Consider the following 24,440-nt stretch of genomic DNA (forward strand, 5'->3'; position numbering starts at 1 on the left):
GCCTACTGCCCTTCGGTGAGCACATCCTCATCGAAGCAGGTGCGGGCTCCGGTGTGGCAGGCCGCGCCGACCTGGTCGACCTTCACCAGGATCGTGTCCGCGTCGCAGTCCAGGGCGACGGACTTCACGTGCTGGACGTGTCCGGACGTGTCGCCCTTGACCCAGTACTCCTGGCGGCTGCGGCTCCAGTACGTGCAACGGCCGGTGGTGAGCGTGCGGTGCAGCGCCTCGTCGTCCATCCAGCCGAGCATCAGCACCTCGCCGGTGTCGTACTGCTGGGCGACGGCGGGGACCAGGCCGTCGGCGTCGCGCTTGAGGCGGGCGGCGACGGCGGGGTCGAGCTGGGAATCCAGGACGCGGCTGCTCATGGCTCCATTGTGCCGTGCCGCGGGTGCCCGGTGTGCCGGGTGCTGCCCCGGCGGCGCACGCGGCGGGCCGGCGTACGGCATGCTGCACCCATGACCCGCCAGCCGCCGCCTCCGGACGCCGATCGCACGGCGAAGGTCGCGTCGGTGGTGCTGCTCGCGATCTTCGTCGCCGGGCTGGTGGTCGCCGCCGTCCTGCTGCTGAGCAGCTGAGGCCGTACGGCCACGGGCCGCGATGTCCCGTGACGCGATCCGGACGCACCCGGTGCGGCAGGGCCGCGCGGCACCGTGGCACCCGCCGACCCCCGGCCGTAGGCTGGCCCCATGTCGACCCATGCGAACCGCGAACGGCTGTTGCTGGCGGACCTGCTGGAGGGCGCCGGGCCCGACGCGCCGACGCTGTGCGAGGGCTGGACGGCCCGCGATCTCGCCGCCCACGTGGTGGTGCGCGAGCGGCGCGCGGACGCGGCCGGCGGCCTGCTCATCAAGCCGCTGGCGGGCCGCCTGGAGCGGGTGCAGCGGGAGTTCGCCGCGAAGCCGTACGACGAGCTGGTGCGGCTGATCCGGACCGGCCCGCCCCGGATGTCGCCGTTCGCGCTCAAGCAGATCGACGAGGCGTCGAACACCGTCGAGTTCTATGTGCACGCCGAGGACGTACGGCGGGCGCAGCCGGACTGGACGCCGCGCGAGCTGGACCCGGTCTTCTCGGACGCGCTGTGGTCGCGGCTGGAGAAGATGGCGCGGCTGCTGGGCCGCAGGTCGCCGGTGGGGCTGGTGCTGCGCCGTCCGAACGGCCAGACCGCGGTGGCCCACCGCGGCACCCCGGTCGTCACGGCCACCGGCGGGCCGGGCGAGCTGGTGCTGTTCGTCTACGGACGGCAGTCGGCGGCCGATGTCGAGCTGGACGGGGACAAGGACGCGGTGGCCAGGGTGCTGGAGGCCCGGCTCGGGTTGTGAGCCCGGGGTGCGCCGGCCGCACCCCGAGCCCTCCTCTCTGGTCCCTACCGTGTCCGCGCGATCTCGTAGAGACCGCCCGGTTCCCGGAGTTCCAGCGCGCGCAGCCGCCGGTAGTCCTCCTCGATCTGCCGCGCGTCCTCGTGCAGGAGGTAGCAGACGCCGGGCGAGGTCGCCGAGTCCACCGTAGGGCTGAGGTATTCGCCCGCCCGTACGCCGAGGAAGTGGTCGGCGTACGAGGGCAGCTCGCGCAGCCGCTCGAAACCGTCCAGGGAGAGCAGCCGCCCCGCGAACGGGGAGATCAGCGAGACGTAGCGCAGCCCGGTGCGCGGCTCGGCCGGGACCGCGGCGCGGGCGGCGAAGGCGGCCGGGTCGCTGCCGGCCAGTGCGGTCAGTTCCACGTGGTTGGTGCCGAAGCAGCGGCTGACCACGTGCGGCAGGATGCTGCCGGCCAGCCGGGCGCCGGTCTCGATCAGGACGGGCCCCTCGCCGGTCAGCATGACCTCCGAGTGGGCGGGTCCGTACCGTACGCCGAGCGCGTCCAGGACGCCCAGGAGGTACGGCCTGAGGGCGGCGGCAGCGGGATCGTCCGCGGTCAGCGGCTCCTCGTAGTCGTAGATCGCCGCCCCGCCGCGGCCGCGCCGCTTGTGGTAGCGCCAGATCTCCGCGATGTGGTGGCGTCCCGCGACGCTGACGGTGTTGGCGAAGTACTCGGTTCCGGCCAGGCGTTCCTGGAGGACGACAGTCTTGTTGCGGGCGCCCTGGACGTTGGACGAACTGAGGATGTGGTTGAAGGCGGTGCACAGTTCAACCGGATCGGCGCAGAAGAAGACGTTGTCGGTGCCCGCGCTGTCGGCGGGTTTGACCACCAGCGGCCACCGGCCGTGCGCCCTGGCCCAGGCGTAGGCCGTGTCGAAGCGCGAGGTGCGCAGGGTGTCGGGGGCGCGCAGCCCGTGGGCCCGTACGGCCATCGCCATGTCGTACTTGTCGCGCCGTACCCGCCGCTCGTCCGGGGCGTTCCCGGGCAGGCCGAGGTGGCGGGCGAGGGTGTCGGCGAGGTCGACGGCGGTCTCGTTGCCGGGCAGGACGAAGGCGGGGGCGGACGGGCGGACCGCCTCCAGCAGCGCCTCCAGGTCGCCGTCGTACAGCAGGGTCTCGGTGAAAGCGCCCTGCGGGAAGGTCCGCCGGAGGAACTCGGGGATGTCCGGTGAGCTTTGCACATGGACGCACTTGACACCGCGTTCGGCGAGGGCGGCCGGCAGGAAGCGGCCGGTGGAGTAGGCGTCAACGATCAGACACTGCATGGAGCTTGCCTTCCTGGACCGCCGCGGCCGGGGGCGCGCCCCGCCGGGCCAGCAGCCCGAACGCGATGAAGACGGTGATCACGGCGATGCCGGCGGTCGACGGCACCGAGAACGTCAGCCGGTCGTCGGCCAGCTGGATCAACAGGGTCAGGCCCGGGGCGAGCGAGCAGATCATGGAGGCGGTCATCGGGGTCACCTTGCGCACTCCGATCTGCACCAGGTAGGCGGGGATCGAGACGCCGATGACGGCCACCACCGCGCCCGGCACCAGCGCCCGGCCCAGCTGCTCGGTGCCGGAGAACGCGGCCAGCGTCCAGCCGACGGCCGCCACCAGGGCGAACCGCAGGCCCATGACGGTGGGCACGTCCACCCCGGCGGCGCCCAGCCGGGCGGAGAAGACGACGTTGGCGGCCCCGCCGGCGCCGGAGGCGACCGCGGCGCACAGGCCCAGCGTCATGGCGAGCGCCGCGCGGTCCCCCACGCCGCTGCGGCCGTCCAGCGACGCCCAGACCAGGCCGGCCAGGGTGAGCAGGATGCCCAGCGCGGAGAGGAGTTCGCCCGGCAGGACGCGGTCCCGCTTCCACCACAGGACCTGGAGGAGGACGGTGCAGGCGGGGCCGATGGCGATGGACACGACGTTGGCGACGGCCGGTTCCATGAGCTTGAGGGCGTACAGCAGGGTCAGCCAGGTGACGGCGGTGGTGATGTTGAGGACGACCAGGTCGGCGGCGTGCGCCCGGATGACGGCCCGGAGCCGGGCCGGACGCAGCCGTACGACGGTGAGCAGGCAGAAGAACGCCCCGGTGAGCGTGAAGGCGACCGCGGCCACGCTCCCCGGGTCCACATGCTGCAGGCGCTCGGAGGCGAAGACGTCCACCAGCGCGGAGAAGAGACTGAAGACGAACAGCGCGGCCACGGTGACTCCTCAGGGACGCGGGCGCGGCCCGAAGACCGCCTCGCCGACGCGGACCGTGGTCGCGCCTTCCGCCACCGCGGTCTCGAAGTCGGCGCTCATCCCCATACTGAGCTCACGCAGGCCGTGTTCGGCGGCCAGTGCGCGCAACAGCCGGAAGTGCGGGCGCGGGTCCTCGCCGTAGGGCGGGATGCACATCAGGCCGACGACGGGCAGCCCGTACGTGCCCACGCACTCCTTGACGAACGCGTCCACCTCGGCGACCGGCACCCCGCTCTTGTGCGGTTCGTCGCCGGTGTTGACCTGCACGAAGCAGTCCGGGCGGCGGCCGGTGCGCTCCATGGCGGCGGCCAGGGCCGCGGCCAGGCGGGGCCGGTCCAGGCTGTGCAGGACGTCGAAGGCGCCGACGGCCGCTGCGGCCTTGTTGGTCTGGAGCGGTCCGATGAGGTGGAGGCGGGTACCGGGATAGCGCTCTTGTAGGGGCGGCCACTTGCGCTGGGCCTCCTGTACGCGGCTCTCGCCGAAGTGGCGGTGGCCGGCCTCCAGGGCGGCGGTGAGCGCGGGCGTGCCGTGGAACTTGCTGACGGCGACGAACCGTACGTCCCGGGGCGCCACCCCGGCCCGCTCGCAGGCCAGGCCGAGGCGGCGGGCGACGGCGGCCAGGCGCTCCGCGGTACCGCCGTACTCCGCGGTACCGCCGTACTCCGCGGTACCGCCGGGCTCCCCGGTGGCCCGGCGGTCCGCGGCGTCCGGGTCCCCCACGGCCCGGCGCTCGGCGGTCATGAGTCCGGCTCCGTGCGGTAGCGGTCGTACCGGCCGTCCCAGATGCTGAAGTACTTCCAGGCGGAGTCGAACAGCACGGTGATCACGACCTCTTCCGGCGGCAGCGTCCTGGCCAGCCGCTGGGCGGCGAAGATGTTGCCGCCGGCGGTGGGCCCGACGGGCAGGCCCTCCTCGGAGATGAGGCGTTTCATGGTGCTCCAGCCGTCGTCGCCGGTGATCAGTTCGACCTCGTCGACGAGTTCCTCGCGCAGGTTGGACGGGACCTTGCCCGGGCCCAGGCCCATCAGGTTGTGGGTGTGGTGCTCGAAGGGCAGGCCGTTGCGCTTGGCGTAGAGGGCGGCGGAGCGGTCCACCTCGACGGCCCAGGTGCGCAGGCCGGGGTGGGCTTCCTTGAGGACGTCGGCGATGCCGGTGAAGGTGCCGCCGGTGCCGAGGGAGCAGATGAAGTGGCCGGGGGTCCGCCCGGCCGCGCGCAGCTCGGTGACGATCTCGTGGCCGCAGGAGCGCCATGCGCGCCAGTTGAGTTCATTGGTGGACTGATCGAGGAAGTGACTGCCGGAGTTTTCGGCCACATACCGCCGGGCGGTCTCCTCGCCCTCCAGCAGGAAGCCGTCCGCCGAGGTCTCGACGACCGTGCCGCCCCATGACGCGATCTGTTTCCTGCGTTCTTCGGTCATGCCTTCCGGCATGATGATGACGATGCGATATCCGCGCTGTGCGCCGACCCGGGACAGGGCGGCGCCGCCATTTCCGGTCGAGCATTCGACCAGGGTCATTCCGGGGCTGATCGTTCCAGCCTTCTCCAGTTCGTCGATCATATAGGAGAAGACCCGGTCCTTGTGGCTTCCGGTGGGATTGCGGAATTCACATTTGGCGAATATCCGGGCGGCTCCCGGCTCGGCGATACGGCGCAGTTCGTACAATTCCGTGCGGCCGGTCTCGGCGCCGGGATCGGTCGTGCTCACACAAAACTCCTCGGGCGTGCCTGAACGGTTGTGCTCCGGCGTGCGGGAAAATGACAGGAAGGGTCGGGAAGGTGTGTGCGCCGGCGTGCGGCACTGTTTCCCCGCGGCCTCAGCCCAGGACGTTGACGCGCCCGGTGCCCGGGTCGACGGCGATACGGATGACCGAGCGGACCGCGATGCCGAAGCGCTCGGCGACCCGCTCGCGGCCGCCGTTCTCCGGCTTCTCCACCGCTACCAGCACTTCCTCGACCCGCGCGCCGGCCTTCCGGACGGCCTCGATCAGGGCGACGAGGGTGCCGCCGGTGCTGATCGTGTCGTCGACGATCGTCACCCGGTCCCCCGGTTCGACGCCGTTGATGTAGAGCGTGCCCGCGAAGTATTCGCTGTCGACGGGCACCGAGATGCCATGGCCGCTCAGGTCGTAGGTGTACCAGCGGGCCACCGCGAGCGGCAGTCCCACGGCCAGCGACACCGCGCTGCCGAGGATGGCGCCCTTGTCCTCCTCGACCAGGATCTTCCCGGTCTCGAAGTCCCCCAGTTCGACCAGCCGCCGGGTCGCCTCCGCGAGCACCTCGGGGCGGAGTGCGGGCGATTGGTCGGTGAATTCGTTGACGGTGGTGATGTGCCGCCCGGATTTTACGGTCGGCGCTCCCGCGTACACGTCTTCCAGCAACATCGGCATTTCTGGATCTTCCCCCCGTAAATCCATTGCACTGCCGCCGATTCGGCGAATGCAGCTGTTTTAGCGCCGCAAACGTAGAAAGCGCAATGGTCACCCCTGCTTCTGCCCGAAAACGGTCTGTTCGCCCTGGGACCCCTGTGTCGCACGCCGGTTCGCGCCCCCTGCCACCTGCACGCCGCTCCGCACCGCTACGCGCCCCTCCATCTTCGCGTGGCCGAAAACCGCCCCTTGCAGGAAATCAAAAAGAGTCGCTAATGCGCCAGGCCCCGTCACCCGCCCGGCAACTCCAGCCCCAGATGCGCCATGAGAATGCGCGTGAGTTCCCGGGCGGCCCGCGGCGGCGAGACATCTCCCCGGTGGGCCACCGAGATCACCCGGTGCATGCCCGGGGTGGCGAAGCGGGTGACGCGCAGCCCGGAGCGTTCGGCGACCATGCTGGGGACGACCGCGACGCCCAGCCCGGCGCGTACGAAACCCAGTACCGCGTCCATTTCGCCGCCCTCCACGGTGAAGACCGGTTCGAAACCGGCCGCGCGGCAGGCCGCCACGGTGAACTCCCGCAGGTCGTAGCCGCGCCGGAACATCGCCAGCGGGTGGTCCCGGAGATCTTCGACGCGCATCCGGCGCCCGCGCCCCACCGGGGCCGGATGGTCCGGCGACGAGACCACGACCAGTTCCTCCCGCAGCAGTTCGGCGGTGGCCAGCGCCGGGGCCTGCTCCGGGAGCGGGGTGATGATGAGCGCGAGGTCCAGCTCGCCGGCCGCCAGGACCCGTACGAGATCCTGCGAACCGTCCTCGTGGACGACCAGGTCCACGCCCGGATACGCGGCGTGGAAGACGCTCAGCACGTCCGGGACCAGGCTCGCGCACAGGCTGGGCGGCGCGCCGAGCCGCAGCCGGCCGCGCCGCAGCTGCGCCACCTCCTGCACCTCGCGCCGCGCCGTCTCGGTGTCGGCGAGGATGCGCCGGGCCAGCGGCAGCAGGGTGCGGCCCGCGTCGGTGAGGGTGATGTGGCCGCGCGCCCGGTGGAACAGCTCGGCGCCCAGCTCCCGTTCCAGGGCCCTGATCTGCTGCGACAGCGAGGGCTGCGCGACGTGCTCGCGTTCGGCGGCGCGGGTGAAGTGGCGGGTATCGGCGACCGCGGCGAAGTAGCGGAGCTGCTGGAGCTGCATACGGCCGATGATAGGCGGCGATAGCCAAAGTCTATGGAGATGAGCCGTTCCATGTCTTGGACTGATGGGCCGTTCGGTCCCTACCGTCGGGACCCATGGCACTGGACACCCGGACGGATCGGCGGCCGTCCTTCGCGGGCCTGCTGTGGCGCTCGACCGTCGGCAAGAAGACCGCGATGGCGGTCAGCGGCGTGGTGATGCTGCTGTACCTGGTCGCGCACATGATGGGCAACCTCAAGATTTTCTTCGGTCCCGACGAGTTCAACGGCTACGCGCACTGGTTGCGGACCGTCGGCGAACCCTTCCTGCACCACGAGTGGTTCCTGTGGATCGCGCGGGTGGTGCTGCTGGCCGCCGTCCTCACCCATGGGGTCGCCGCCTTCCAGCTCAGCCGCCGCGACATCAAGGCGCGGCCGGGCAAGTACGTCCACAAGAAGGCGCGCACCAGCTACGCCACCCGCACCATGCGCTGGGGCGGCGTCATCCTCGCGCTGTTCATCGTCTGGCACATCCTGGACCTCACGACGCTGACGGTGAACCCGCGCGCCGAGGCCGGCCACCCGTACGAGAACCTGATCGCGTCCTTCGACCGCTGGCCCGTCACCACGCTCTACATCGTGGCGATGCTCGCCCTCGGACTGCACATCCGGCACGGGTTCTGGAGCGCCGCGCAGACGCTGGGCGTGGGCAGCGCCGCCCGGGACCGGGCGCTCAAGACCGTCGCCAACCTCCTCGCCCTGGTGCTGACGGCGGGCTTCGTCGCCGTACCGGTGGCCGTCGTGACCGGAGCAGTGAGCTGACCATGACCGCGTACACCGATTACCGGACCGGGGAGCCGGTCGCCGACACCAAGGCGCCCGAGGGCCCGGTCGCCGAGCGCTGGGACACCCGCCGCTTCCGGGCCAAGCTGGTCAACCCGGCCAACCGCCGCAAGCACACCGTCATCGTCGTCGGCACCGGCCTGGCCGGCGGCTCGGCGGGCGCCACGCTCGCCGAACAGGGCTACCACGTGGTCCAGTTCTGCTACCAGGACTCGCCGCGCCGCGCCCACTCGATCGCCGCGCAGGGCGGCATCAACGCGGCGAAGAACTACCGCAACGACGGCGACTCGGTGCACCGCCTGTTCTACGACACCGTCAAGGGCGGCGACTTCCGGGCCCGCGAGTCCAATGTGCACCGCCTGGCGCAGATCTCCGTGGAGATCATCGATCAGTGCGTGGCGCAGGGCGTGCCGTTCGCCCGGGAGTACGGCGGCCTGCTCGACACCCGCTCCTTCGGCGGCGTCCAGGTCTCCCGTACGTTCTATGCGCGCGGCCAGACCGGGCAGCAGCTGCTGCTCGGCGCCTACCAGGCGCTCTCCCGGCAGATCGCCGCCGGCCACGTCGAGATGCACCCGCGTACGGAGATGCTCGACCTGATCGTCATCGACGGCCGGGCGCGCGGCATCGTCGCCCGCGATCTGATCACCGGCCGGATCGACACCTACTTCGCGGACGCCGTGGTGCTCGCCTCCGGCGGCTACGGCAACGTGTTCTACCTGTCGACGAACGCCATGAACTCCAACGCCACCGCCATCTGGCGGGCGCACCGGCGCGGCGCGTACTTCGCCAACCCCTGCTTCACCCAGATCCACCCCACCTGCATCCCGCGCACCGGCGACCACCAGTCCAAGCTGACGCTGATGAGCGAGTCGCTGCGCAACGACGGCCGCATCTGGGTGCCGAAGGCCAAGGGCGACACCCGCCCGCCAGCCGAGATCCCCGAGGCCGAGCGCGACTACTACCTGGAGCGGATCTACCCCTCCTTCGGCAACCTCGTCCCCCGCGACATCGCCTCCCGCGCCGCCAAGAACGTGTGCGACGAAGGACGCGGCGTCGGCCCCGGCGGCCAGGGCGTCTACCTGGACTTCGCGGACGCCATCGCCCGGATGGGCCGCAAGGCCGTCGAGGAGAAGTACGGCAACCTCTTCGAGATGTACGAGCGGATCACCGCCGAGAACCCGTACGAGGTGCCGATGCGGATCTACCCCGCCGTGCACTACACGATGGGCGGCCTCTGGGTCGACTACGACCTCCAGACCACCGTCCCCGGCCTGTTCGCCATCGGGGAGGCCAACTTCTCCGACCACGGCGCCAACCGGCTCGGCGCGTCCGCCCTCATGCAGGGCCTGGCCGACGGCTACTTCGTCCTGCCGTCGACGATCAACGACTACCTGGCCCGCAACCCCCGCCACGACGAGGTCACCACCGATCACCCCGCCGTCCAGGAGGCGCTGGCCCGGACCGAGGACCAGCTCAACCTCCTCCTGTCCGTCGATGGCGACCGCACCCCCGACTCCTTCCACCGCGAACTGGGCGAGCTGATGTGGGAGCTGTGCGGCATGGCCCGTACGGAAACCGGTCTGCGCAAGGCGCTGGACCGCATCCCGCAGATCCGCGAGGAGTTCTGGCGCCGCATCAAGGTGCCCGGCACCGGCGAGGAACTCAACCAGTCCCTGGAGAAGGCCAACCGCATCGTCGACTACCTGGAACTGGCCGAGCTGATGTGCCTCGACGCGCTGCACCGCGCCGAGTCCTGCGGCGGCCACTTCCGCGAGGAGTCGCAGACCCCGGACGGCGAGGCCGCCCGCCGCGACGAGGAGTTCTCCTACGCCGCGGCCTGGGAGTTCACCGGCACCGGCACGGCTCCCGTCCTGCACAGGGAAGACCTGGTCTTCGAGTACGTCCACCCCACCCAGCGGAGCTACGCATGAAGCTCACCCTGCGCGTCTGGCGCCAGCGCGACGCCGGCGCCGAAGGCGGCATGACCACCTACGACGTGGACGGCATCTCCCCCGACATGTCGTTCCTGGAAATGCTCGACACCCTCAACGAAGAACTGATCCTCAAGGGCGACGACCCGGTCGCCTTCGACCACGACTGCCGCGAGGGCATCTGCGGCGCGTGCAGCCTCGTCATCAACGGCGAGGCACACGGCCCGGAGCGCACCACCAGCTGCCAGCTGCACATGCGCTCCTTCCGGGACGGCGACACCATCGACGTCGAGCCGTGGCGCGCGGCGGCCTTCCCCGTCGTACGGGACCTGGTCGTCGACCGCTCCGCCTTCGACCGGATCATCCAGTCCGGCGGCTACATCACCGCGCCGACCGGCGCGGCGCCCGAGGCGCACGCCACACCCGTACCGAAGCCGGACGCGGACACCGCCTTCGAGCACGCCGAGTGCATCGGCTGCGGCGCGTGCGTGGCGGCCTGCCCGAACGGCTCGGCGATGCTGTTCACCTCGGCCAAGATCAACCACCTCAACGTGCTCCCCCAGGGCGCGCCCGAACGCGAGTCGCGGGTCCTGGACATGGTGTCCACGATGGACGAGGAGGGCTTCGGCGGCTGCACCCTCACCGGCGAGTGCGCCACCGCCTGTCCGAAGGGCATCCCGCTGTTCAGCATCACGAAGATGAACCGGGAGTACGTACGGGCGGCCCGCAAGGGCAGGCGGTGAAACGGCCGCGGTCGTCCGGAACCCGGTGGGCCGCCCGCCCCGCTCAGTCGAACGCGCCGTGCCGGCGCAGCCAGGCCATCGGGTCCACGGCGGATCCGTAGTTCGGGGTGGCCCGGACCTCGAAGTGCAGGTGCGGTCCGGTGACGTTGCCGGTGGCACCGGACCGCCCGATGCGCTCACCGGCGTCGACGCTGCTACCTTCCGCCACCCGGATCTGCGAAAGATGCGCGTACTGCGTGTACGAGCCGCTGTGGTGCCGGATGACGACCTCGTACCCGTACGCGCCGCCCCAGCCGGCCTTCACCACGGTCCCGCCGCGGGCGGCGCGCACGGCGGTCCCCACCGGCACGGCGAAGTCCTGCCCCGTGTGCGCGCGGGCCCAGTGACTTCCCCCGGCCCCGAACCCGGCGGTGAGCGTCCCGCCACTGACGGGCCGTACGGCGTCACCGGCCGCGGCCCGCACGGCGGGCCGCTCGGCGGAGCGCGCGGCGCGTTGCTTCGGTTTCGCGGCCGTACCGCTCAGCTTCAGTTTCGTACCGACCTTGATCAGATCTGGATTGCCTCCGACCGCTGCGCGATTGCTCGCATACAGCTTGCTCCAACCGCCCTCGACCCCGTGCTTCGCGGCAATCTTGGAGAGGCTGTCGCCAGGGGCGACGGTGTACGTCCCACCGTCCGCCGCGGAGGCGACGGACGCGCCGACGACCGGCAGCGCGAGAGTGGCCGCCGCGGTCGAGGCGCGGGTGAGTAATCGCCCCGCACCGCTGCGGCGACGCGGGGCTCGGTGGCGGCCTGTCGGGGAAAACATCATGGCGAGGTTCCCTTCCGGTGGGCATCCGGGATCCGAACGCGAGAACGGTAGGGAGCCCCCGACCATGAACACAAGCACCACGCGGGAATCGGGCAGCGGCTGTCCCGATAGGCCCGTTACGCGCCCGAGTTCCGCCTCCTCCCAGCCACGTTCACGTTTCCTCGCCGTCACTCGGACGCAACCCGGCCTCGGACAAGCCGTGTGCACCGGTGCGTACTCGGCCCCCGGCACGACACCTCTGCCGCCTGCTGCGCGCAACGCTTGCGCAGACGACCCTGCGCGCCATCCTCTCCACCGGCACGCCCAATTCCTCGGCCTCGGCATACAGTTCGGCCAGTTCTTCCGCGGTAAAAGCAACCGTGATCGCAGGCATGCCCGCAGGCTAAGGCACCGCACGGTGCGCTCGTCCCCCAGCCGCTGTCACGGGGGACCGGACGGACATGCGTTCTCCCCGCCTCAGGCATCCGGCCGCTCCCTTCCTTGACGCCTCACCGGTACGCCACGGTGCGCACACGCGCCGAGGCGCCCTCCACCGGGATGTGAAGGGCGCCTCGAACCCGCATGAACCAGGGGTCGGATCACCGCACCGGATGCCCCGCCCCCCGCAGCGTCTCCTTCACCTCGCCGATCCGCAGATCCCCGAAGTGGAACACCGAGGCGGCCAGCACCGCGTCCGCGCCGGCCTCGACCGCCGGGGGGAAGTCGGCCAGGCGGCCGGCGCCGCCGCTGGCGATGACGGGGACCGTGACGTGCTTGCGGACGGCGGCGATCATTTCGGTGTCGTAGCCGTCCTTGGTGCCGTCGGCGTCCATGGAGTTCAGCAGGATCTCGCCGGCGCCGAGGTCGGCGGCGCGGTGGGCCCATTCGACGGCGTCGATGCCGGTGCCGCGGCGGCCGCCGTGGGTGGTGACCTCGAAGGAGCCGGTTTCGGTGCGGCGGGCGTCGACGGAGAGGACCAGGACCTGGCTGCCGAAGCGTTCGGCGATCTCGCGGATCAGGTCGGGGCGGGCGATGGCGGCGGTGTTGACGCCGACCTTGTCCGCGCCGGCGCGCAGGAGTTTGTCGACGTCCTCGGGGGTGCGGACGCCGCCGCCGACGGTGAGGGGGATGAAGACCTGTTCGGCGGTGCGGCGGACCACGTCGTAGGTGGTCTCGCGGTTGCCGGAGGAGGCCGTGATGTCGAGGAAGGTCAGCTCGTCGGCGCCCTCCTGGCCGTAGATCTTGGCCATTTCGACGGGGTCGCCGGCGTCGCGCAGATTCTTGAAATTGACGCCCTTGACGACCCGGCCGTTGTCCACGTCCAGGCAGGGGATGACTCGGACCGCCAGGGTCATGTGCTCGTGGCCTCTCTGAATGCTTCGAGTTCGACTTCGACCAGTACGCGCGAGTCGGCGAAGCCGGAGACCACGACCAGGGTCGCGGTGGGCCGTACGGCGTCGAAGAGTTCCTTGTGGGCGCGGGCCGCCGCGTCCACGTCACGGGCGTGGGTCAGGTACATACGGGTGCGGATGACCGCGCCGGCGCCGAGCCCGAAGGGCTCCAGGGCGGCCAGCGCGTTGGAGAAGGCGACCTTGGTCTGCTCGTACGGGTCGCCCTCCCCGTACAGCACGCCGCCGACCAGTGGCATCGTGCCGGCGACCAGGACGCGGTCGCCGGCCGCCACGGCGCGCGCGAATCCGATGATCTCTTCCCAGGGACTGTCGGTCTGCGCGCGCTCGATGGTCATGACGACACGGCCTCCAATGCCTCTTCCAGGGTGAACGCCTTGGCGTAGAGCGCCTTGCCGACGATCGCGCCCTCCACGCCCTCCGGCACCAGTGTGGCGATGGCGCGCAGGTCGTCCAGGGACGAGACGCCGCCGGAGGCGACAACCGGCCGGTCCGTCGCGGCGCAGACATTGCGCAGCAGTTCCAGGTTGGGGCCCTGGAGGGTGCCGTCCTTGTTGATGTCGGTGACGACGTAGCGGGCGCAGCCCTCGGAGTCGAGGCGGGCCAGCGTCTCGTAGAGGTCGCCGCCGTCGCGGGTCCAGCCGCGGCCGCGCAGCGTGGTGCCGCGGACGTCCAGGCCGACCGCGATCTTGTCGCCGTGCTCGGCGATGACCTTGGCGACCCACTCGGGGGTCTCCAGCGCGGCCGTACCGAGGTTGACGCGCTTGCAGCCGGTGGCGAGCGCGGCCTCCAGGGAGGCGTCGTCGCGGATGCCGCCGGACAGTTCGACCTTGATGTCCATCGAGCGGGCCACCTCGGCGATCTGCGCGCGGTTGTCGCCGGTGCCGAACGCCGCGTCCAGGTCGACCAGGTGCAGCCACTCGGCGCCCGCGCGCTGCCAGGCCAGCGCGGCCTGCAGCGGGTCGCCGTAGGAGGTCTCGGAGCCGGACTCGCCGTGCACGAGGCGGACCGCCTGGCCGTCGCGGACGTCGACGGCGGGGAGGAGTTCGAGCTTGCTCATCGCGGAGGGTCCTAGAGGGTCTGGGTCCAGTTGGACAGCAGCTGGGCGCCGGCGTCGCCGGACTTCTCGGGGTGGAACTGGGTGGCCCACAGCGGGCCGTTCTCGACGGCGGCCACAAACGGCTCGCCGTGCGTGGCCCAGGTGACCTTGGGCGCGCGCATGTTGGGGTTGCCGACTTCCAGCTCCCAGTCGCGTACGGCGTAGGAGTGCACGAAGTAGTAGCGCGCGTCGGCGGGCAGCCCGGCGAACAGGCGCGAGCCCTCGGCGGCCTGGACGGTGTTCCAGCCCATGTGCGGCACCACGTCGGCCTTGAGCGGGCCGACCGTGCCGGGCCACTCGTCCATGCCCTCGGTCTCCACGCCGTGCTCGATGCCGCGGGAGAAGAGGATCTGCATGCCGACGCAGATGCCCATGACGGGGCGGCCGCCGGCCAGCCGGCGGCCGATGACCCAGTCGCCGCGGGCCTCGCGCAGGCCCTTCATGCAGGCGGCGAAGGCGCCGACGCCGGGGACCAGCAGCCCGTCGGCGTTCATCGCCTTGTCGTAGTCACCGGTGATCTCCACATCGGCGCCGACGTGGGCGAGGGCGCGCTCGGCGGAGCGGACGTTGCCGAAGCCGTAGTCGAAGACCACGACCTTCTTCGCGGGTGCGGTACTCAATTCCACACATCCAGACGGAGAATGCCGGCGGCCAGGCACATGGCCGAGCCGATGCCCAGCAGGACGAGCACGCTCTTGCCCATCCCCTGCTTCCAGAAGGAGTAGAGCCCGCCGAGCAGGAAGAGGCCGAGCACGATGAAGACGGTGGACAGGCCGTTCACAGCGCTCCCTTGGTCGAGGGGAGGATGCCGGCGGCGCGCGGGTCGCGCTCGCTGGCGTAGCGCAGCGCGCGGGCCAGCGCCTTGAACTGGCACTCCACGATGTGGTGGGCGTTGCGGCCGTACGGCACGTGGACGTGCAGGGCGATCTGCGCCTGCGCCACGAAGGACTCCAGGATGTGCCGGGTCATCGTGGTGTCGTACGTGCCGATCATCGGCGCGATGTTCTCCGGCTCGGTGTGCACCAGGTAGGGACGCCCCGAGAGGTCGACGGTCACCTGGGCCAGCGACTCGTCCAGCGGGACGGTGCAGTTGCCGAAGCGGTAGATGCCGACCTTGTCGCCGAGGGCCTGCTTGAAGGCGGCGCCCAGCGCGAGGGCGGTGTCCTCGATGGTGTGGTGGGTGTCGATGTGCAGGTCGCCGTCGGTCTTGACCTTGAGGTCGAAGAGGCCGTGCCGGCCGAGCTGGTCGAGCATGTGGTCGTAGAAGCCGACGCCTGTCGACACATCGACCTGGCCGGTGCCGTCGAGATCGATCTCGACCAGCACCGAGGTCTCCTTCGTGGTGCGCTCCACGCGCCCAACGCGGTTCATCGGTTCTCCTTCAGTACTGCACGGACCGCGTCGAGGAACGCGTCGTTCTCGGTCGGGGTTCCCGCGGTGACCCGCAGCCAGCCCGGTACGCCGTTGTCACGGACCAGGACGCCCTGGTCGAGGATGGCCCGCCAGGTGGCGTGCTGGTCCTCGAACCGCCCGAACTGGACGAAGTTGGCGTCCGAGTCGACCACCTCGCAGCCGATGGCGCGCAGCTCGTCCACCAGCCGGTCGCGCTCGGCCTTGAGCTGCTCGACGTACTTCAGGAGCGTGTCGGTGTGCTCCAGGGCGGCGAGCGCGGTGGCCTGGGTGACGGACGAGAGGTGGTACGGCAGGCGGACGAGCTGGACGGCGTCGACCACGGCGGGGTCGGCGGCCAGGTAGCCCAGGCGCAGGCCGGCGGCGCCGAACGCCTTGGACATGGTGCGCGAGACGACCAGATTGGGGCGGCCCTCGATCAGCGGGAGCAGCGAGGGGCGGTGGCTGAACTCGCCGTACGCCTCGTCCACCACGACCAGCGCGCCGCCGGTCTCCGCGCGGGCCGCCTGCGCGGCCTCGTACAGCGCGAGAACCGTTTCGGCGGCGACGGCGGTGCCGGTGGGGTTGTTGGGCGAGCAGATGAAGACCACGTCGGGCCGGTGCTCGCCGATGGCCGCCCCGGCCGCCTCGACGTCGATGGTGAAGTCGTCGTTGCGCGGGCCGGAGAGCCAGCCGGTGCCGGTGCCGCGGGAGATCAGGCCGTGCATCGAGTACGAGGGCTCGAAGCCGATGGCGGTGCGGCCCGGGCCGCCGAAGGTCTGGAGCAGCTGCTGGATGACCTCGTTGGAGCCGTTGGCGGCCCAGACGTTGGCGACGGTGACCTCGTGGCCGCCGGTGCGCGTCAGGTAGGCGGCCAGCGCCGTCCGCAGCTCGACCGCGTCCCGGTCGGGGTAGCGGTTCAGCTCGCGGGCGGCCTCGGTGACCCGCTCGGCGATGCGCCGCACCAGGGGCTCGGGCAGCGGGTACGGGTTCTCGTTGGTGTTCAGGCGTACGGGGACGTCCAGCTGCGGCGCGCCGTACGGGGACTTGCCGCGCAGCTCGTCCCGGATGGGAAGGTCGTCGATCTTCGTCACGTGCTCGCTCACTCGCCCTGCGGGATCTTCCAGTCGAACCTGGCCTTCAGCGCCGCGCCGTGGGCCGGGAGGTCCTCGGCCTCGGCGAGGGTCACCACATGGTGGGCGACCTCGGCCAGCGCGTCGCGGCTGTAGTCCACGACATGGATGCCGCGCAGGAACGACTGGACGGACAGGCCCGAGGAGTGGCAGGCGCAGCCGCCGGTGGGCAGCACGTGGTTGGAGCCGGCGCAGTAGTCGCCGAGCGAGACGGGGGCGTACGGGCCGACGAAGATCGCGCCGGCGTTGCGGACGCGGGCGGCGACGGCGGGGGCGTCGGCGGTCTGGATCTCCAGGTGCTCGGCGCCGTAGGCGTCGACCACCTTCAGGCCCTCGTCCACGCCGTCCACCAGCACGATCGCGGACTGCCGGCCGGCCAGCGCGGTGCTGATCCGCTCGGTGTGCCTGGTCGCGGCCACCTGGGTCTTCAGCTCGGTCTCGACGGCGGCGGCCAGTTCGGCCGAATCGGTGACCAGGACGGCGGCGGCGAGCGTGTCGTGCTCGGCCTGGCTGATCAGGTCGGCGGCGACGTGCGCGGCGTCGGCGGTGGCGTCCGCGAGGACCGCGATCTCGGTGGGACCGGCCTCCGCGTCGATGCCGATCCGGCCCTTGAGCAGGCGCTTGGCGGCGGCGACGTAGATGTTGCCGGGGCCGGTGACCAGGTTGACCGGGCGGCACTCCTCGGTGCCGTACGCGAACATCGCGATCGCCTGGGCGCCGCCGGCCGCGTACACCTCGTCCACGCCGAGCAGGGCGCAGGCGGCGAGGATGGTCGGGTGCGGCAGGCCGCCGAACTCCGCCTGCGGCGGGGAGGTGACGGCGACCGCGTCGACGCCCGCCTCCTGCGCGGGCACGACGTTCATGACGACGGAGGACGGGTAGACGGCCAGGCCACCGGGTACGTACAGGCCGACGCGCTCGACCGGGACCCAGCGCTCGGTGACCGTGCCGCCGGGTACGACCTTGGTGGTGACGTCCGTGCGGCGCTGCTCGCGGTGGACGATCCGGGCGCGCCGGATCGACTCCTCCAGGGCGGCCCGTACGGCCGGGTCCAGCTCCGCGAGCGCGCGCTCCAGTGCCTCGGCGGGCACCCGTACGCGCTCGATGGCGACCCCGTCGAACCGATGGGCGTACTCGATCAGCGCGGCCGTCCCACGATGGCGCACGTCCTCGCAGATGGGCCGCACCTTCTCCAGGGCGGCTTCCACGTCGAACTCGGCACGGGGCAGCAGGTCGCGCAGGGCGGCACCCTCGGGGAGGGCGTCACCGCGCAGATCGATTCGGGAGATCACCCCTCCAGTGTCTCAGACCCGTTCCCGGGTGCGGTCGCCCGTATCAGTCGGTGATACACAGCACCGCGGACCGCGCGGACCCCACCGGACCTGGCGGAAGACCGGCCGGAACCGGTCCTCACGGTTCGTGTTGAGCCGGTCACTCAGCGGGAATGGGGCTCGTACGGGCGTACGGAGTGACGGGGCTGACGCACGGGACACCGGGCGTACGGGAAACCGCTGGACGCGGACGCCCGTACGCGGGACCGTACGGACCCGCCCGGGGAGCGGGGAGACACGGGGAACAGCGGGGAAAGGGGGAAGTCAGGTGGCCACGCCGGAGGAGGGCGACGCGCCGGCGGAGCTCATGCTCAACCCGGCCGAATGGAGCATGTGGCAGGCGTTCCGCAACGGCAGCACCTGTGATCTGCGCACCGGCGACCCGGCCAGGGACGATCCGCACGGGCAGTTCCGGTGGGGTCCGGACCGGCGGGTGCGCGGCCGCATTCTGGCGCTCCTGCTGCTGGAGGGGCCGCCCGCGCAGCCCGGCCGGGTCTCCGCGCTGAAACTGGCGGGTGCGTACATCACCGACACTCTCGACCTTGCGGGCGGCACGATCAAGCCATTCGTGGAGCTGCGCGACTGCCGCTTCCAGAACGAGGTCGTGCTGCCCGAGAGCCGCTTCACCACACTGCGCATGGTGGGCTGCGCGATACCCCGGTTCGAGGCGGCCCGGCTGCACACCGAGGGCGATCTGCACCTGCCGCGCTGCGTCGTGCGCTCCGGCATCCGGCTGACCGACGCGCACATCGGCACGGATCTGCTGCTCAACCAGACGGTGGTGCACAAGGACCGGCAGGGCCGGTCGGTGATGGCGGACGGGCTCACCGTCGCCCAGGACCTCCAGGCCGAGATGATGGAGTCCTACGGGGAGCTGTCGCTGCGCGGCGCGACGATCGGCGTGTCGCTGAGCCTGCGCGGCAGCCGGCTGAGCAACCCGTACGGCCGCCGCGCCCTGAACGCCCCGCAGATGACGGTCGAGCGCACGCTGTACCTGACCGGCGCGGGCCTGGCCAACTCGCCGTTCTCCAGCGCGGCCGCCACTCCCCCGTACGGCATCGCCCACACCCCCACCCGCGGCACCCGCCTGCAGCGCTTCGAGTGCGAGGGCGGGATGCGGCTGGACGACGGGCGGTTCGGCGACGCCGTCGACTTCGAGCAGGCGCGCTTCATCATGGAGCCCGACCAGGAGCTGTCGCTGCGCCGCATCCAGACCCCGGAGCTGCGCTTCCTGGGCGAGCGGCCGCAGCGCGGGCGGGTCATCCTCTCCGGCGCCCGGGTCGTCAACCTGGTCGACAAGGCGGCGAGCTGGCCGGGGCTGGGCGGGCTGTGGATGGCGGGCTTCAACTACGAGACGCTGATCCCGCGTGGGCACTTCCCGCTGTCCCGGCGGCTGGAGTGGGTGGCCGCCGCCACACCGGAGTACGCGCCCGAGCCGTACGAGATGCTCGCCGCCGCCCTGCGCCGCAGTGGCGAGGACTCCGACGCGCGCGAGGTGCTGCTCGCCAAGCAGCGGCGGCGGCGCGAGACGCTGCCGCTGGCCGCCAAGGCGTGGGGCGTCCTCCAGGACTGGACGGTGGCGTACGGCTACCGTCCCGGTCGGGCCGCGGTGTGGATGGCGCTCCTGTGGGCGCTCGGCACGGTCTACTTCGCGCAGTACCCGCCCCCGGCGCTCAAGCCAGGCGAGGCGCCGCCCTGGAACCCGTACCTCTACTCCCTCGATCTGCTGCTGCCGGTGATCGACCTCTACCAGGGCTCGTCGTGGAAGCCGGACGGCGCGTCCCAGTGGGTGGCCGCGGTCATGATTCTGACGGGCTGGGTGCTGGCGACGACGGTCGCGGCGGGCGCGTCGCGGCTGCTGCGGCGGCAGTAGTCGCGGCTGCTGCGGTGGCGGGAGCGTGTGGGGACGGCGTCCGCTCCAGGGCCGCCCGGCCCTCGCACGAGGGCCGTCGTCCCCTGGTGCCGGGCCCCGGATCACGGGCCGCGAACCACACCCGTCTCCACAGGCTCTAGGCTTACGGGCTGTGACCTCCGTGCGCCTACCGCTCTTCCCGCTGAACTCGGTGTTGTTCCCGGGACTCGTCCTCCCGCTCAACGTCTTCGAGGCGCGGTACCGGGCCATGATGCGCGACCTGCTCGCGCTTCCCGAGGACGAGCGCCGGTTCGGTGTCGTCGCGATCCGCGACGGCCGCGAGGTGGCGCCCTCCGCCCCCGGCCTGCCGGACAGCACGGCGATGCCCGCCGGCGGGCCCGGCGCCGGCTTCGGCCCCGACCCGATCAGCGCCTTCCACACCGTGGGGTGCGTGGCGGACGCGGCGACCATCCGTGAGAAGAGCGGCGCCCCCGGCACCGGCCTCGCGTCCGACGAGGACACCGGGGCCGCGGCGGAGGGGGCGGCCCCCGGCACCGGGCCGGACGCCCCCGGGTACGAGGTGCTGGCCACCGGCACCACCCGCTTCAAGCTGCTGTCGGTGGACGCCTCAGGCCCGTACCTGATGGGCGAGGTGGAGGAGCTGCCGGAGGTCGAGGGCGAGGGCGCCGGGGCGCTGGCCTCCGGTGTCACCCGGGCCTTCCGTACCTACCAGAAGCGGCTGGCCTGGGCGAACGAGCGCACCCTGGCCGGCGGCCAGGACCTGCCCGACGAGCCGTCGGTGCTGTCGTACCTGGTCGCGGCCGCCGCCGTGCTCGACATCCCCGCCAAGCAGCGCCTCCTAGAGGCGCCGGACACCGCGGCCCGGCTCACCCGGGAGCTGGAACTCCTCCGCCAGGAGACGGCGGTGATCGGTAAGCTCCCGTCGCTGCCCGCGGTGGACCTGACCCGGCACCCCACCAGCCCGAACTGAGCATGCGGGCGGCCGTCCCGTCCGTACCCGTGCCCGTACCACCCCGAAAAGTCTTACGAGGGGCGACGACCATGTCCAAGAAGCCGAAGCGGACCAAGCAGGCGAAGAACGGGAAGCAGCCGGCCGGCGCCGGGGGCACGCCCGCGACGGTCGCCCTCACCGAGGCGGGCGTCGACTTCACCCTTCACGCGTACGAGCACGACCCGGCCACCGCGTCGTACGGCGAGGAGGCCGCCGAAGCGCTCGGCGTCTCCCCCGACCAGGTCTTCAAGACGCTGCTCGCCGAGGTGGACGGCGCCCTGACCGTCGCCGTCGTGCCGGTCTCCGGCTCCCTCGACCTCAAGGCCCTGGCCGCCGCGGCCGGCGGCAAGCGCGCCGCGATGGCCGACCCGGCCGCGGCGGAACGCAGCACGGGCTACGTACGCGGCGGCATTTCGCCCCTCGGCCAGCGCAAGCGGCTGCCCACGGTCATCGACGCGTCGGCCACCGCGCACGCGACGGTGTGCGTGTCGGCCGGGCGCCGCGGGCTGGAGGTCGAGCTGGCCCCCGCCGACCTCCAGGAGCTCACGCGGGCGACGCTCGCGGAGATCGCGCGCGGCTGAACGTCGCCGCGCGGGCCCGGTGGACCCGCGCGGCCGGATGCGTCCCGTACGCCCCGGCCGTCACCGTGCGGGGTCTTTACGCCTCCCGCTTCCTCCGCTACGACCCGTGGAGGAGGTACGCCCATGTCGAAGAAGACCCGCAAGCGCAAGTGGCGCATCAAGAAGGGCAAGGCCAACCACGGGCGCCGGCCCGCCTGAGTGACCGGGGCGGGCCCGTGCGCTTCGCGGGCCCGTTCCCGCCGTCCGACGACGGCCGGGGCCCCTACGTCAGCTGTCGGACGACGGCGGCGGGGGCGGCGCCTGATGCGGCCCGGTGGCCCAGTCCGGCATCGGCGGCTCCGGGTCGCGGGGCCCGAAGAACCCGGTCACAAGCAGGTGGGTGACCATCGCGGCGACCGGCCAGGCGAGCAGCGCGCCCTTGGCCTGAAGGCGCAGCGGCGCGTCGAACGTGACGCCCTTGCCGACCTCCGCGGCCCGTGCCGCCAGGTCCGACGTCGGGCCCATGTACATGCCGAGCCGCCAGGCCACCACCGAACCGAGCAGCCCGCCCACCGTCAGCGCCACCACCAGCGGGATGCCGCCGCCCTTGCGGTAGAAGAAGGCCGCCAGCGCGCACAGCACCCCGAAGCCGAGGCCCAGCAGGACGAACGTGCCGTCCCCGCCGATGGACTCCTCGCCCTCGCTGTTCTTGAGATAGACATTGCCTCTGCCGTCCGCGATCAGCGGGACGTGCGGCGCCAGCCACGCCCACAGGACGCCCAGCAGCGCGCCGCACACCGTCGCCACGATCGCGATCAGCGCCGCCTCGCGCAGCTCCCGGCGGAACTCGGCCCGGTCCTGCACGGCGGTCCCCTCGGTGGTCGAAGCGGCGTACGCCCCCTGGGCCGTCCCGGCCGAAGCGGCCCAGGGATCGTACGCGCGCTCGGGCGGCTGGTTGTCGTGCGGTCGGCCGTCGGACGGCCGGTCCTGGGATGGCTGGTCGTTGGGCGGCGTCTGTGGTGCGGTCACCCCGTCATCGTGCCAGGTGGACACGGTGCGGTCGGCGGGAGGCCGGGGCCGCGACCGGTTCCCGCCGGTCTGCCCGCACCCGTCCGGCCGACTCCCCTGATCCGCCGGGTCCGTCACCGTACGGCCGCCCGGCGGTACGCCCAGGCCGCCACCGCCAGCGACAGCACGCCCACCGCCGCGCAGACGCCCAGGTCCGCGACGACCGCCAGCCAGTCCGGGTGGGCGTCGAAACCGCGCGCCAGGGCCTCGACGCCGTACGTGGACGGCAGCAGATCCCGCGCGTACGAGATCGGCGCGGGCAGCCCGGAGGCCGGCAGCACGCCCAGCAGCAGAGCCGCCGACATGCCCAACTGGCCGCACAGCGTGGCCAGTTCGGGGCGGGGCGCGAGCAGGCCGAGCGCGGCGCCGAGCCCCGCGAGGGCGGCCCCGGCCAGCGGGATGACCGCGATCAGCACCCACAGGTGCGCCATCGGCAGCTGGAACAGCAGGCAGCCGGTCACGGCCGTGACCACCGTGCCCGGCGCGGTGAACGAGGCGTATGCGGCGGCTGCGCCGAGCACCACGGCGGCCGGCGGCACCGGCAGCGTGGCGTAGTGGTCGAGCCCGCCGCCCGCCCGCAGCTGGCCGAAGTACTGCGCCAGCAGGTTCAGCGCCACGAACGCCACGACCAGCACGCTGGAGCCCGAGACGACGGCCCGTGCGGCGTCGCCGCCGTCGACCACGCCGCGCATCAGGACCATGATCCCGATGGACTGGAAGGTCGCCACGAACAGCAGCGGGATACGGGCCACGCGGGCCCGCGACAGCTGGGCCCGGTAGACGGCACTCAGCGCGGGGAACAGGCGCGCCCGGGGCGCCAGCGGGGCCGCGACGATGCCGGCCGCGTCCTCCGCATGAGTCGCCTCCCCGGCCCCGGTCACGGCCCGGGCCACCGTCTCCGCCGCCGTCCCCGGCACCGCGTCCGCCTCGGCGGGAACCACGCTCACGCCTTCACCAAGCCTTCCTCCGTACGGCCCCCCAGCGCGAGATACACATCTTCCAGGCTCGGCGTCGCGAGCGTGAAGTCGTCCAGCGCGGCGAAGGCCGGGCCGGCCGTCACGGCCGCCACCGCCTCCCGCGCGCGGTCCGGCGACAGCCGCAGCGTCCAGCGGCGCCCGCTGGCCCGCGCGGCCTCGCCGAGCGCCGCCACCTCGGGCACGTCCAGCGGCGCCCGCTCCCGCCACACCAGCTCCAACCGGACCTCTTCCCCCACCAGGCCCTTCAGCCCGCCGGGCGTGTCGCAGGCGATGACCCGGCCGCGGTCGATCACCGCGACCCGGTCGAGCACGCTCTCCGCCTCGATCACGTTGTGCGTCACGAGCAGCACGGTGGCGCCGCGGTCCGCCCTGCGGCGGTCCACGGCCGCCCATACGGCGCGGCGCGCCACGGGGTCCATGCCGGTGGTCGGTTCGTCCAGAACCAGCAGCGGACGCTCGCCGACGAGTACGGCGGCGAAGCATGCGAGGCGGCGCTGGCCGCCGGAAAGACGCTTGAGCGGGCGTCCGGCGATGTCTTCGAGCCCCAGCTCCGCCAGAACCGCGTCCCGCTCGGCGCGCGCGTCCCGCGCCGTCAGGCCGCGCAGGCGGCCGGTCGTCTCCACGGCCAGCGCGACGGTCATCTCGTCCAGGGCACTCGACTCCTGCCCCAGATAGCCGAGCAGCCGCGCCGCGCGCTCCGGGTACCGCACGAGGTCGTGCCCCAGCACGGTGACGCTGCCGGAATCGGGGCGCAGCAGGCCGGTCAGCTGGCGCACCAGGGTCGACTTGCCGGCACCGTTCGGGCCGAGCAGCCCGAAGATCTCACCGCGCCGTACGTCCAGACTGATCCCGTCACTCGCCCGAACCGCCGGCGCCCCCGCCGCCCCTCGCCGCCCGCGCACCGCGGGGTACGTCTTGACCAGGTCCCGCACGGCACACACCAGCTCGCCGCACTCCACCCGCTTCGCACCCATCCTCACGACCCACGAGCCTACGCGTCCCCACGGCCTGCCTCTCGTTCACCCCCTGTGGGGGTCGGCCATCGGTGGGGCGTGCGGTTTGCCCCGGTGGGGGTGCGGGTTTGCGCTTTGGGTTCGGTGGGTGGGGGCTCGGGGCCCCGCAGGGGTCTCTCCTCGTTGCCTGGAGCGGCCGAAATGTATGGACGCGACCGGGGCTTCGGTCGCCTG

The 24,440-nt window shown here is 72.2% G+C and carries 27 protein-coding genes; 7 read left to right on the plus strand and 20 right to left on the minus strand.

The features are described from left to right. Positions 1–2: 2 nt before the first annotated feature. Positions 3–368 carry a phosphoribosyl-AMP cyclohydrolase gene (gene hisI / locus ADK86_RS38325; RefSeq protein ID WP_030589370.1) on the minus strand — a complete coding sequence of 122 codons (366 nt, stop codon included), beginning with the start codon at positions 366–368 and terminating at the stop codon, positions 3–5. Between the two features lie 321 nt (positions 369–689). On the opposite strand from hisI, the gene ADK86_RS38330 reads away from it, so the two are divergent. Next, positions 690–1,322: a TIGR03085 family metal-binding protein gene (locus ADK86_RS38330; protein ID WP_053700793.1), complete on the plus strand. Its 633-nt coding sequence runs from the start codon at positions 690–692 to the stop codon at positions 1,320–1,322. A 44-nt stretch (positions 1,323–1,366) separates the two neighbouring features. On the opposite strand, the gene ADK86_RS38335 is transcribed toward ADK86_RS38330, so the two are convergent. From ADK86_RS38335 to ADK86_RS38360, 6 genes are all read right to left on the minus strand, one after another. Further along, on the minus strand, positions 1,367–2,623 hold the full coding sequence (locus tag ADK86_RS38335; protein ID WP_053700794.1) for an ATP-grasp domain-containing protein: 1,257 nt from the start codon (positions 2,621–2,623) through the stop codon (positions 1,367–1,369). Beyond that, positions 2,604–3,539, minus strand: a complete 936-nt coding sequence (locus tag ADK86_RS38340) for an EamA family transporter (RefSeq protein WP_053700795.1) — start codon at positions 3,537–3,539, stop codon at positions 2,604–2,606. Before ADK86_RS38340 ends, ADK86_RS38335 begins: the two co-directional genes overlap by 20 nt. A 9-nt stretch (positions 3,540–3,548) precedes the next feature. Continuing rightward, entirely contained in the window at positions 3,549–4,319 is a 771-nt protein-coding gene (locus ADK86_RS38345) for a YggS family pyridoxal phosphate-dependent enzyme (protein WP_078952547.1), read from the minus strand. Then, complete coding sequence (locus ADK86_RS38350) at positions 4,316–5,284, minus strand: PLP-dependent cysteine synthase family protein (RefSeq protein ID WP_053700796.1); 969 nt, start codon at positions 5,282–5,284, stop codon at positions 4,316–4,318. Before ADK86_RS38350 ends, ADK86_RS38345 begins: the two co-directional genes overlap by 4 nt. Positions 5,285–5,393: 109 nt before the next feature. Beyond that, positions 5,394–5,966 (minus strand): phosphoribosyltransferase family protein, encoded by a 573-nt coding sequence (locus ADK86_RS38355; RefSeq protein ID WP_078952548.1) that lies wholly within the window; start codon positions 5,964–5,966, stop codon positions 5,394–5,396. 269 nt (positions 5,967–6,235) lie between these two features. Further along, positions 6,236–7,138: a LysR family transcriptional regulator gene (locus tag ADK86_RS38360; RefSeq protein ID WP_053700797.1), complete on the minus strand. Its 903-nt coding sequence runs from the start codon at positions 7,136–7,138 to the stop codon at positions 6,236–6,238. Positions 7,139–7,233: 95 nt separating this feature from the next. Here ADK86_RS38360 and ADK86_RS38365 point away from each other — a divergent pair, with 95 nt between their 5' ends. The 3 genes from ADK86_RS38365 to ADK86_RS38375 are packed head-to-tail and all read left to right on the plus strand — an operon-like array spanning position 7,234 to position 10,633. Next, positions 7,234–7,938, plus strand: a complete 705-nt coding sequence (locus ADK86_RS38365) for a succinate dehydrogenase cytochrome b subunit (protein ID WP_053700798.1) — start codon at positions 7,234–7,236, stop codon at positions 7,936–7,938. 2 nt (positions 7,939–7,940) lie between these two features. Then, positions 7,941–9,890, plus strand: coding sequence for a fumarate reductase/succinate dehydrogenase flavoprotein subunit (locus ADK86_RS38370; RefSeq protein WP_053700799.1), 1,950 nt, complete (start codon positions 7,941–7,943; stop codon positions 9,888–9,890). Then, the gene (locus ADK86_RS38375; protein ID WP_053700800.1) at positions 9,887–10,633 is read left to right on the plus strand and encodes a succinate dehydrogenase/fumarate reductase iron-sulfur subunit; all 747 of its coding nucleotides are present in this window, start codon (positions 9,887–9,889) and stop codon (positions 10,631–10,633) included. The genes ADK86_RS38370 and ADK86_RS38375 overlap by 4 nt, the downstream gene beginning before the upstream one ends. A 43-nt stretch (positions 10,634–10,676) precedes the next feature. Here the strand turns inward: ADK86_RS38375 and ADK86_RS38380 are convergent, their stop codons facing one another. From ADK86_RS38380 to hisD, 10 genes are all read right to left on the minus strand, one after another. After that, complete coding sequence (locus tag ADK86_RS38380; RefSeq protein WP_199834552.1) at positions 10,677–11,444, minus strand: M23 family metallopeptidase; 768 nt, start codon at positions 11,442–11,444, stop codon at positions 10,677–10,679. A gap of 151 nt (positions 11,445–11,595) precedes the next feature. Further along, positions 11,596–11,817: a hypothetical protein gene (locus tag ADK86_RS43570; protein WP_159394061.1), complete on the minus strand. Its 222-nt coding sequence runs from the start codon at positions 11,815–11,817 to the stop codon at positions 11,596–11,598. 205 nt (positions 11,818–12,022) lie between these two features. Continuing rightward, positions 12,023–12,778 carry an imidazole glycerol phosphate synthase subunit HisF gene (gene hisF / locus ADK86_RS38385; protein ID WP_003984413.1) on the minus strand — a complete coding sequence of 252 codons (756 nt, stop codon included), beginning with the start codon at positions 12,776–12,778 and terminating at the stop codon, positions 12,023–12,025. Then, the gene (locus ADK86_RS38390) at positions 12,775–13,170 is read right to left on the minus strand and encodes a Rid family hydrolase (RefSeq protein ID WP_030679853.1); all 396 of its coding nucleotides are present in this window, start codon (positions 13,168–13,170) and stop codon (positions 12,775–12,777) included. The genes hisF and ADK86_RS38390 overlap by 4 nt, the downstream gene beginning before the upstream one ends. Next, the gene (gene priA, locus ADK86_RS38395; protein WP_030589401.1) at positions 13,167–13,892 is read right to left on the minus strand and encodes a bifunctional 1-(5-phosphoribosyl)-5-((5-phosphoribosylamino)methylideneamino)imidazole-4-carboxamide isomerase/phosphoribosylanthranilate isomerase PriA; all 726 of its coding nucleotides are present in this window, start codon (positions 13,890–13,892) and stop codon (positions 13,167–13,169) included. Before priA ends, ADK86_RS38390 begins: the two co-directional genes overlap by 4 nt. 11 nt (positions 13,893–13,903) lie before the next feature. Further along, positions 13,904–14,557, minus strand: a complete 654-nt coding sequence (hisH, locus tag ADK86_RS38400; protein ID WP_053700801.1) for an imidazole glycerol phosphate synthase subunit HisH — start codon at positions 14,555–14,557, stop codon at positions 13,904–13,906. Next, on the minus strand, positions 14,548–14,712 hold the full coding sequence (locus ADK86_RS44055; RefSeq protein ID WP_003984417.1) for a hypothetical protein: 165 nt from the start codon (positions 14,710–14,712) through the stop codon (positions 14,548–14,550). The genes hisH and ADK86_RS44055 overlap by 10 nt, the downstream gene beginning before the upstream one ends. Next, on the minus strand, positions 14,709–15,302 hold the full coding sequence (hisB, locus tag ADK86_RS38410) for an imidazoleglycerol-phosphate dehydratase HisB (RefSeq protein WP_003984418.1): 594 nt from the start codon (positions 15,300–15,302) through the stop codon (positions 14,709–14,711). Before hisB ends, ADK86_RS44055 begins: the two co-directional genes overlap by 4 nt. Further along, the gene (locus ADK86_RS38415; protein ID WP_053700812.1) at positions 15,299–16,414 is read right to left on the minus strand and encodes a histidinol-phosphate transaminase; all 1,116 of its coding nucleotides are present in this window, start codon (positions 16,412–16,414) and stop codon (positions 15,299–15,301) included. Before ADK86_RS38415 ends, hisB begins: the two co-directional genes overlap by 4 nt. An 8-nt stretch (positions 16,415–16,422) precedes the next feature. Beyond that, positions 16,423–17,745, minus strand: a complete 1,323-nt coding sequence (gene hisD, locus ADK86_RS38420; protein WP_053700802.1) for a histidinol dehydrogenase — start codon at positions 17,743–17,745, stop codon at positions 16,423–16,425. A 346-nt stretch (positions 17,746–18,091) separates the two neighbouring features. Here hisD and ADK86_RS38425 point away from each other — a divergent pair, with 346 nt between their 5' ends. The 3 genes from ADK86_RS38425 (at position 18,092) to ybaK (ending at position 21,229) form a co-directional block, all read left to right on the plus strand. Next, a complete protein-coding gene (locus ADK86_RS38425; protein ID WP_053700813.1) occupies positions 18,092–19,657 on the plus strand; it encodes a hypothetical protein in 1,566 nt (521 codons plus the stop codon). 151 nt (positions 19,658–19,808) lie between these two features. Then, the gene (locus ADK86_RS38430; protein ID WP_053700803.1) at positions 19,809–20,627 is read left to right on the plus strand and encodes an LON peptidase substrate-binding domain-containing protein; all 819 of its coding nucleotides are present in this window, start codon (positions 19,809–19,811) and stop codon (positions 20,625–20,627) included. 71 nt (positions 20,628–20,698) lie between these two features. Beyond that, positions 20,699–21,229 (plus strand): Cys-tRNA(Pro) deacylase, encoded by a 531-nt coding sequence (ybaK, locus tag ADK86_RS38435; RefSeq protein ID WP_030589421.1) that lies wholly within the window; start codon positions 20,699–20,701, stop codon positions 21,227–21,229. Between the two features lie 267 nt (positions 21,230–21,496). Here ybaK and ADK86_RS38440 read toward each other — a convergent pair whose 3' ends face one another. The 3 genes from ADK86_RS38440 to ADK86_RS38450 form a co-directional block, all read right to left on the minus strand. Continuing rightward, the gene (locus ADK86_RS38440; protein WP_053700814.1) at positions 21,497–22,237 is read right to left on the minus strand and encodes a DUF2567 domain-containing protein; all 741 of its coding nucleotides are present in this window, start codon (positions 22,235–22,237) and stop codon (positions 21,497–21,499) included. A 113-nt stretch (positions 22,238–22,350) separates the two neighbouring features. After that, positions 22,351–23,223: an ABC transporter permease gene (locus ADK86_RS38445; protein ID WP_107088667.1), complete on the minus strand. Its 873-nt coding sequence runs from the start codon at positions 23,221–23,223 to the stop codon at positions 22,351–22,353. Further along, positions 23,220–24,227 (minus strand): ABC transporter ATP-binding protein, encoded by a 1,008-nt coding sequence (locus ADK86_RS38450; protein ID WP_053700804.1) that lies wholly within the window; start codon positions 24,225–24,227, stop codon positions 23,220–23,222. The genes ADK86_RS38445 and ADK86_RS38450 overlap by 4 nt, the downstream gene beginning before the upstream one ends. Positions 24,228–24,440: the final 213 nt, after the last annotated feature.

This window comes from Streptomyces sp. NRRL F-5755, from assembly GCF_001279365.1.
GTDB classification, from domain to species: Bacteria; Actinomycetota; Actinomycetes; order Streptomycetales; family Streptomycetaceae; genus Streptomyces; species Streptomyces rimosus.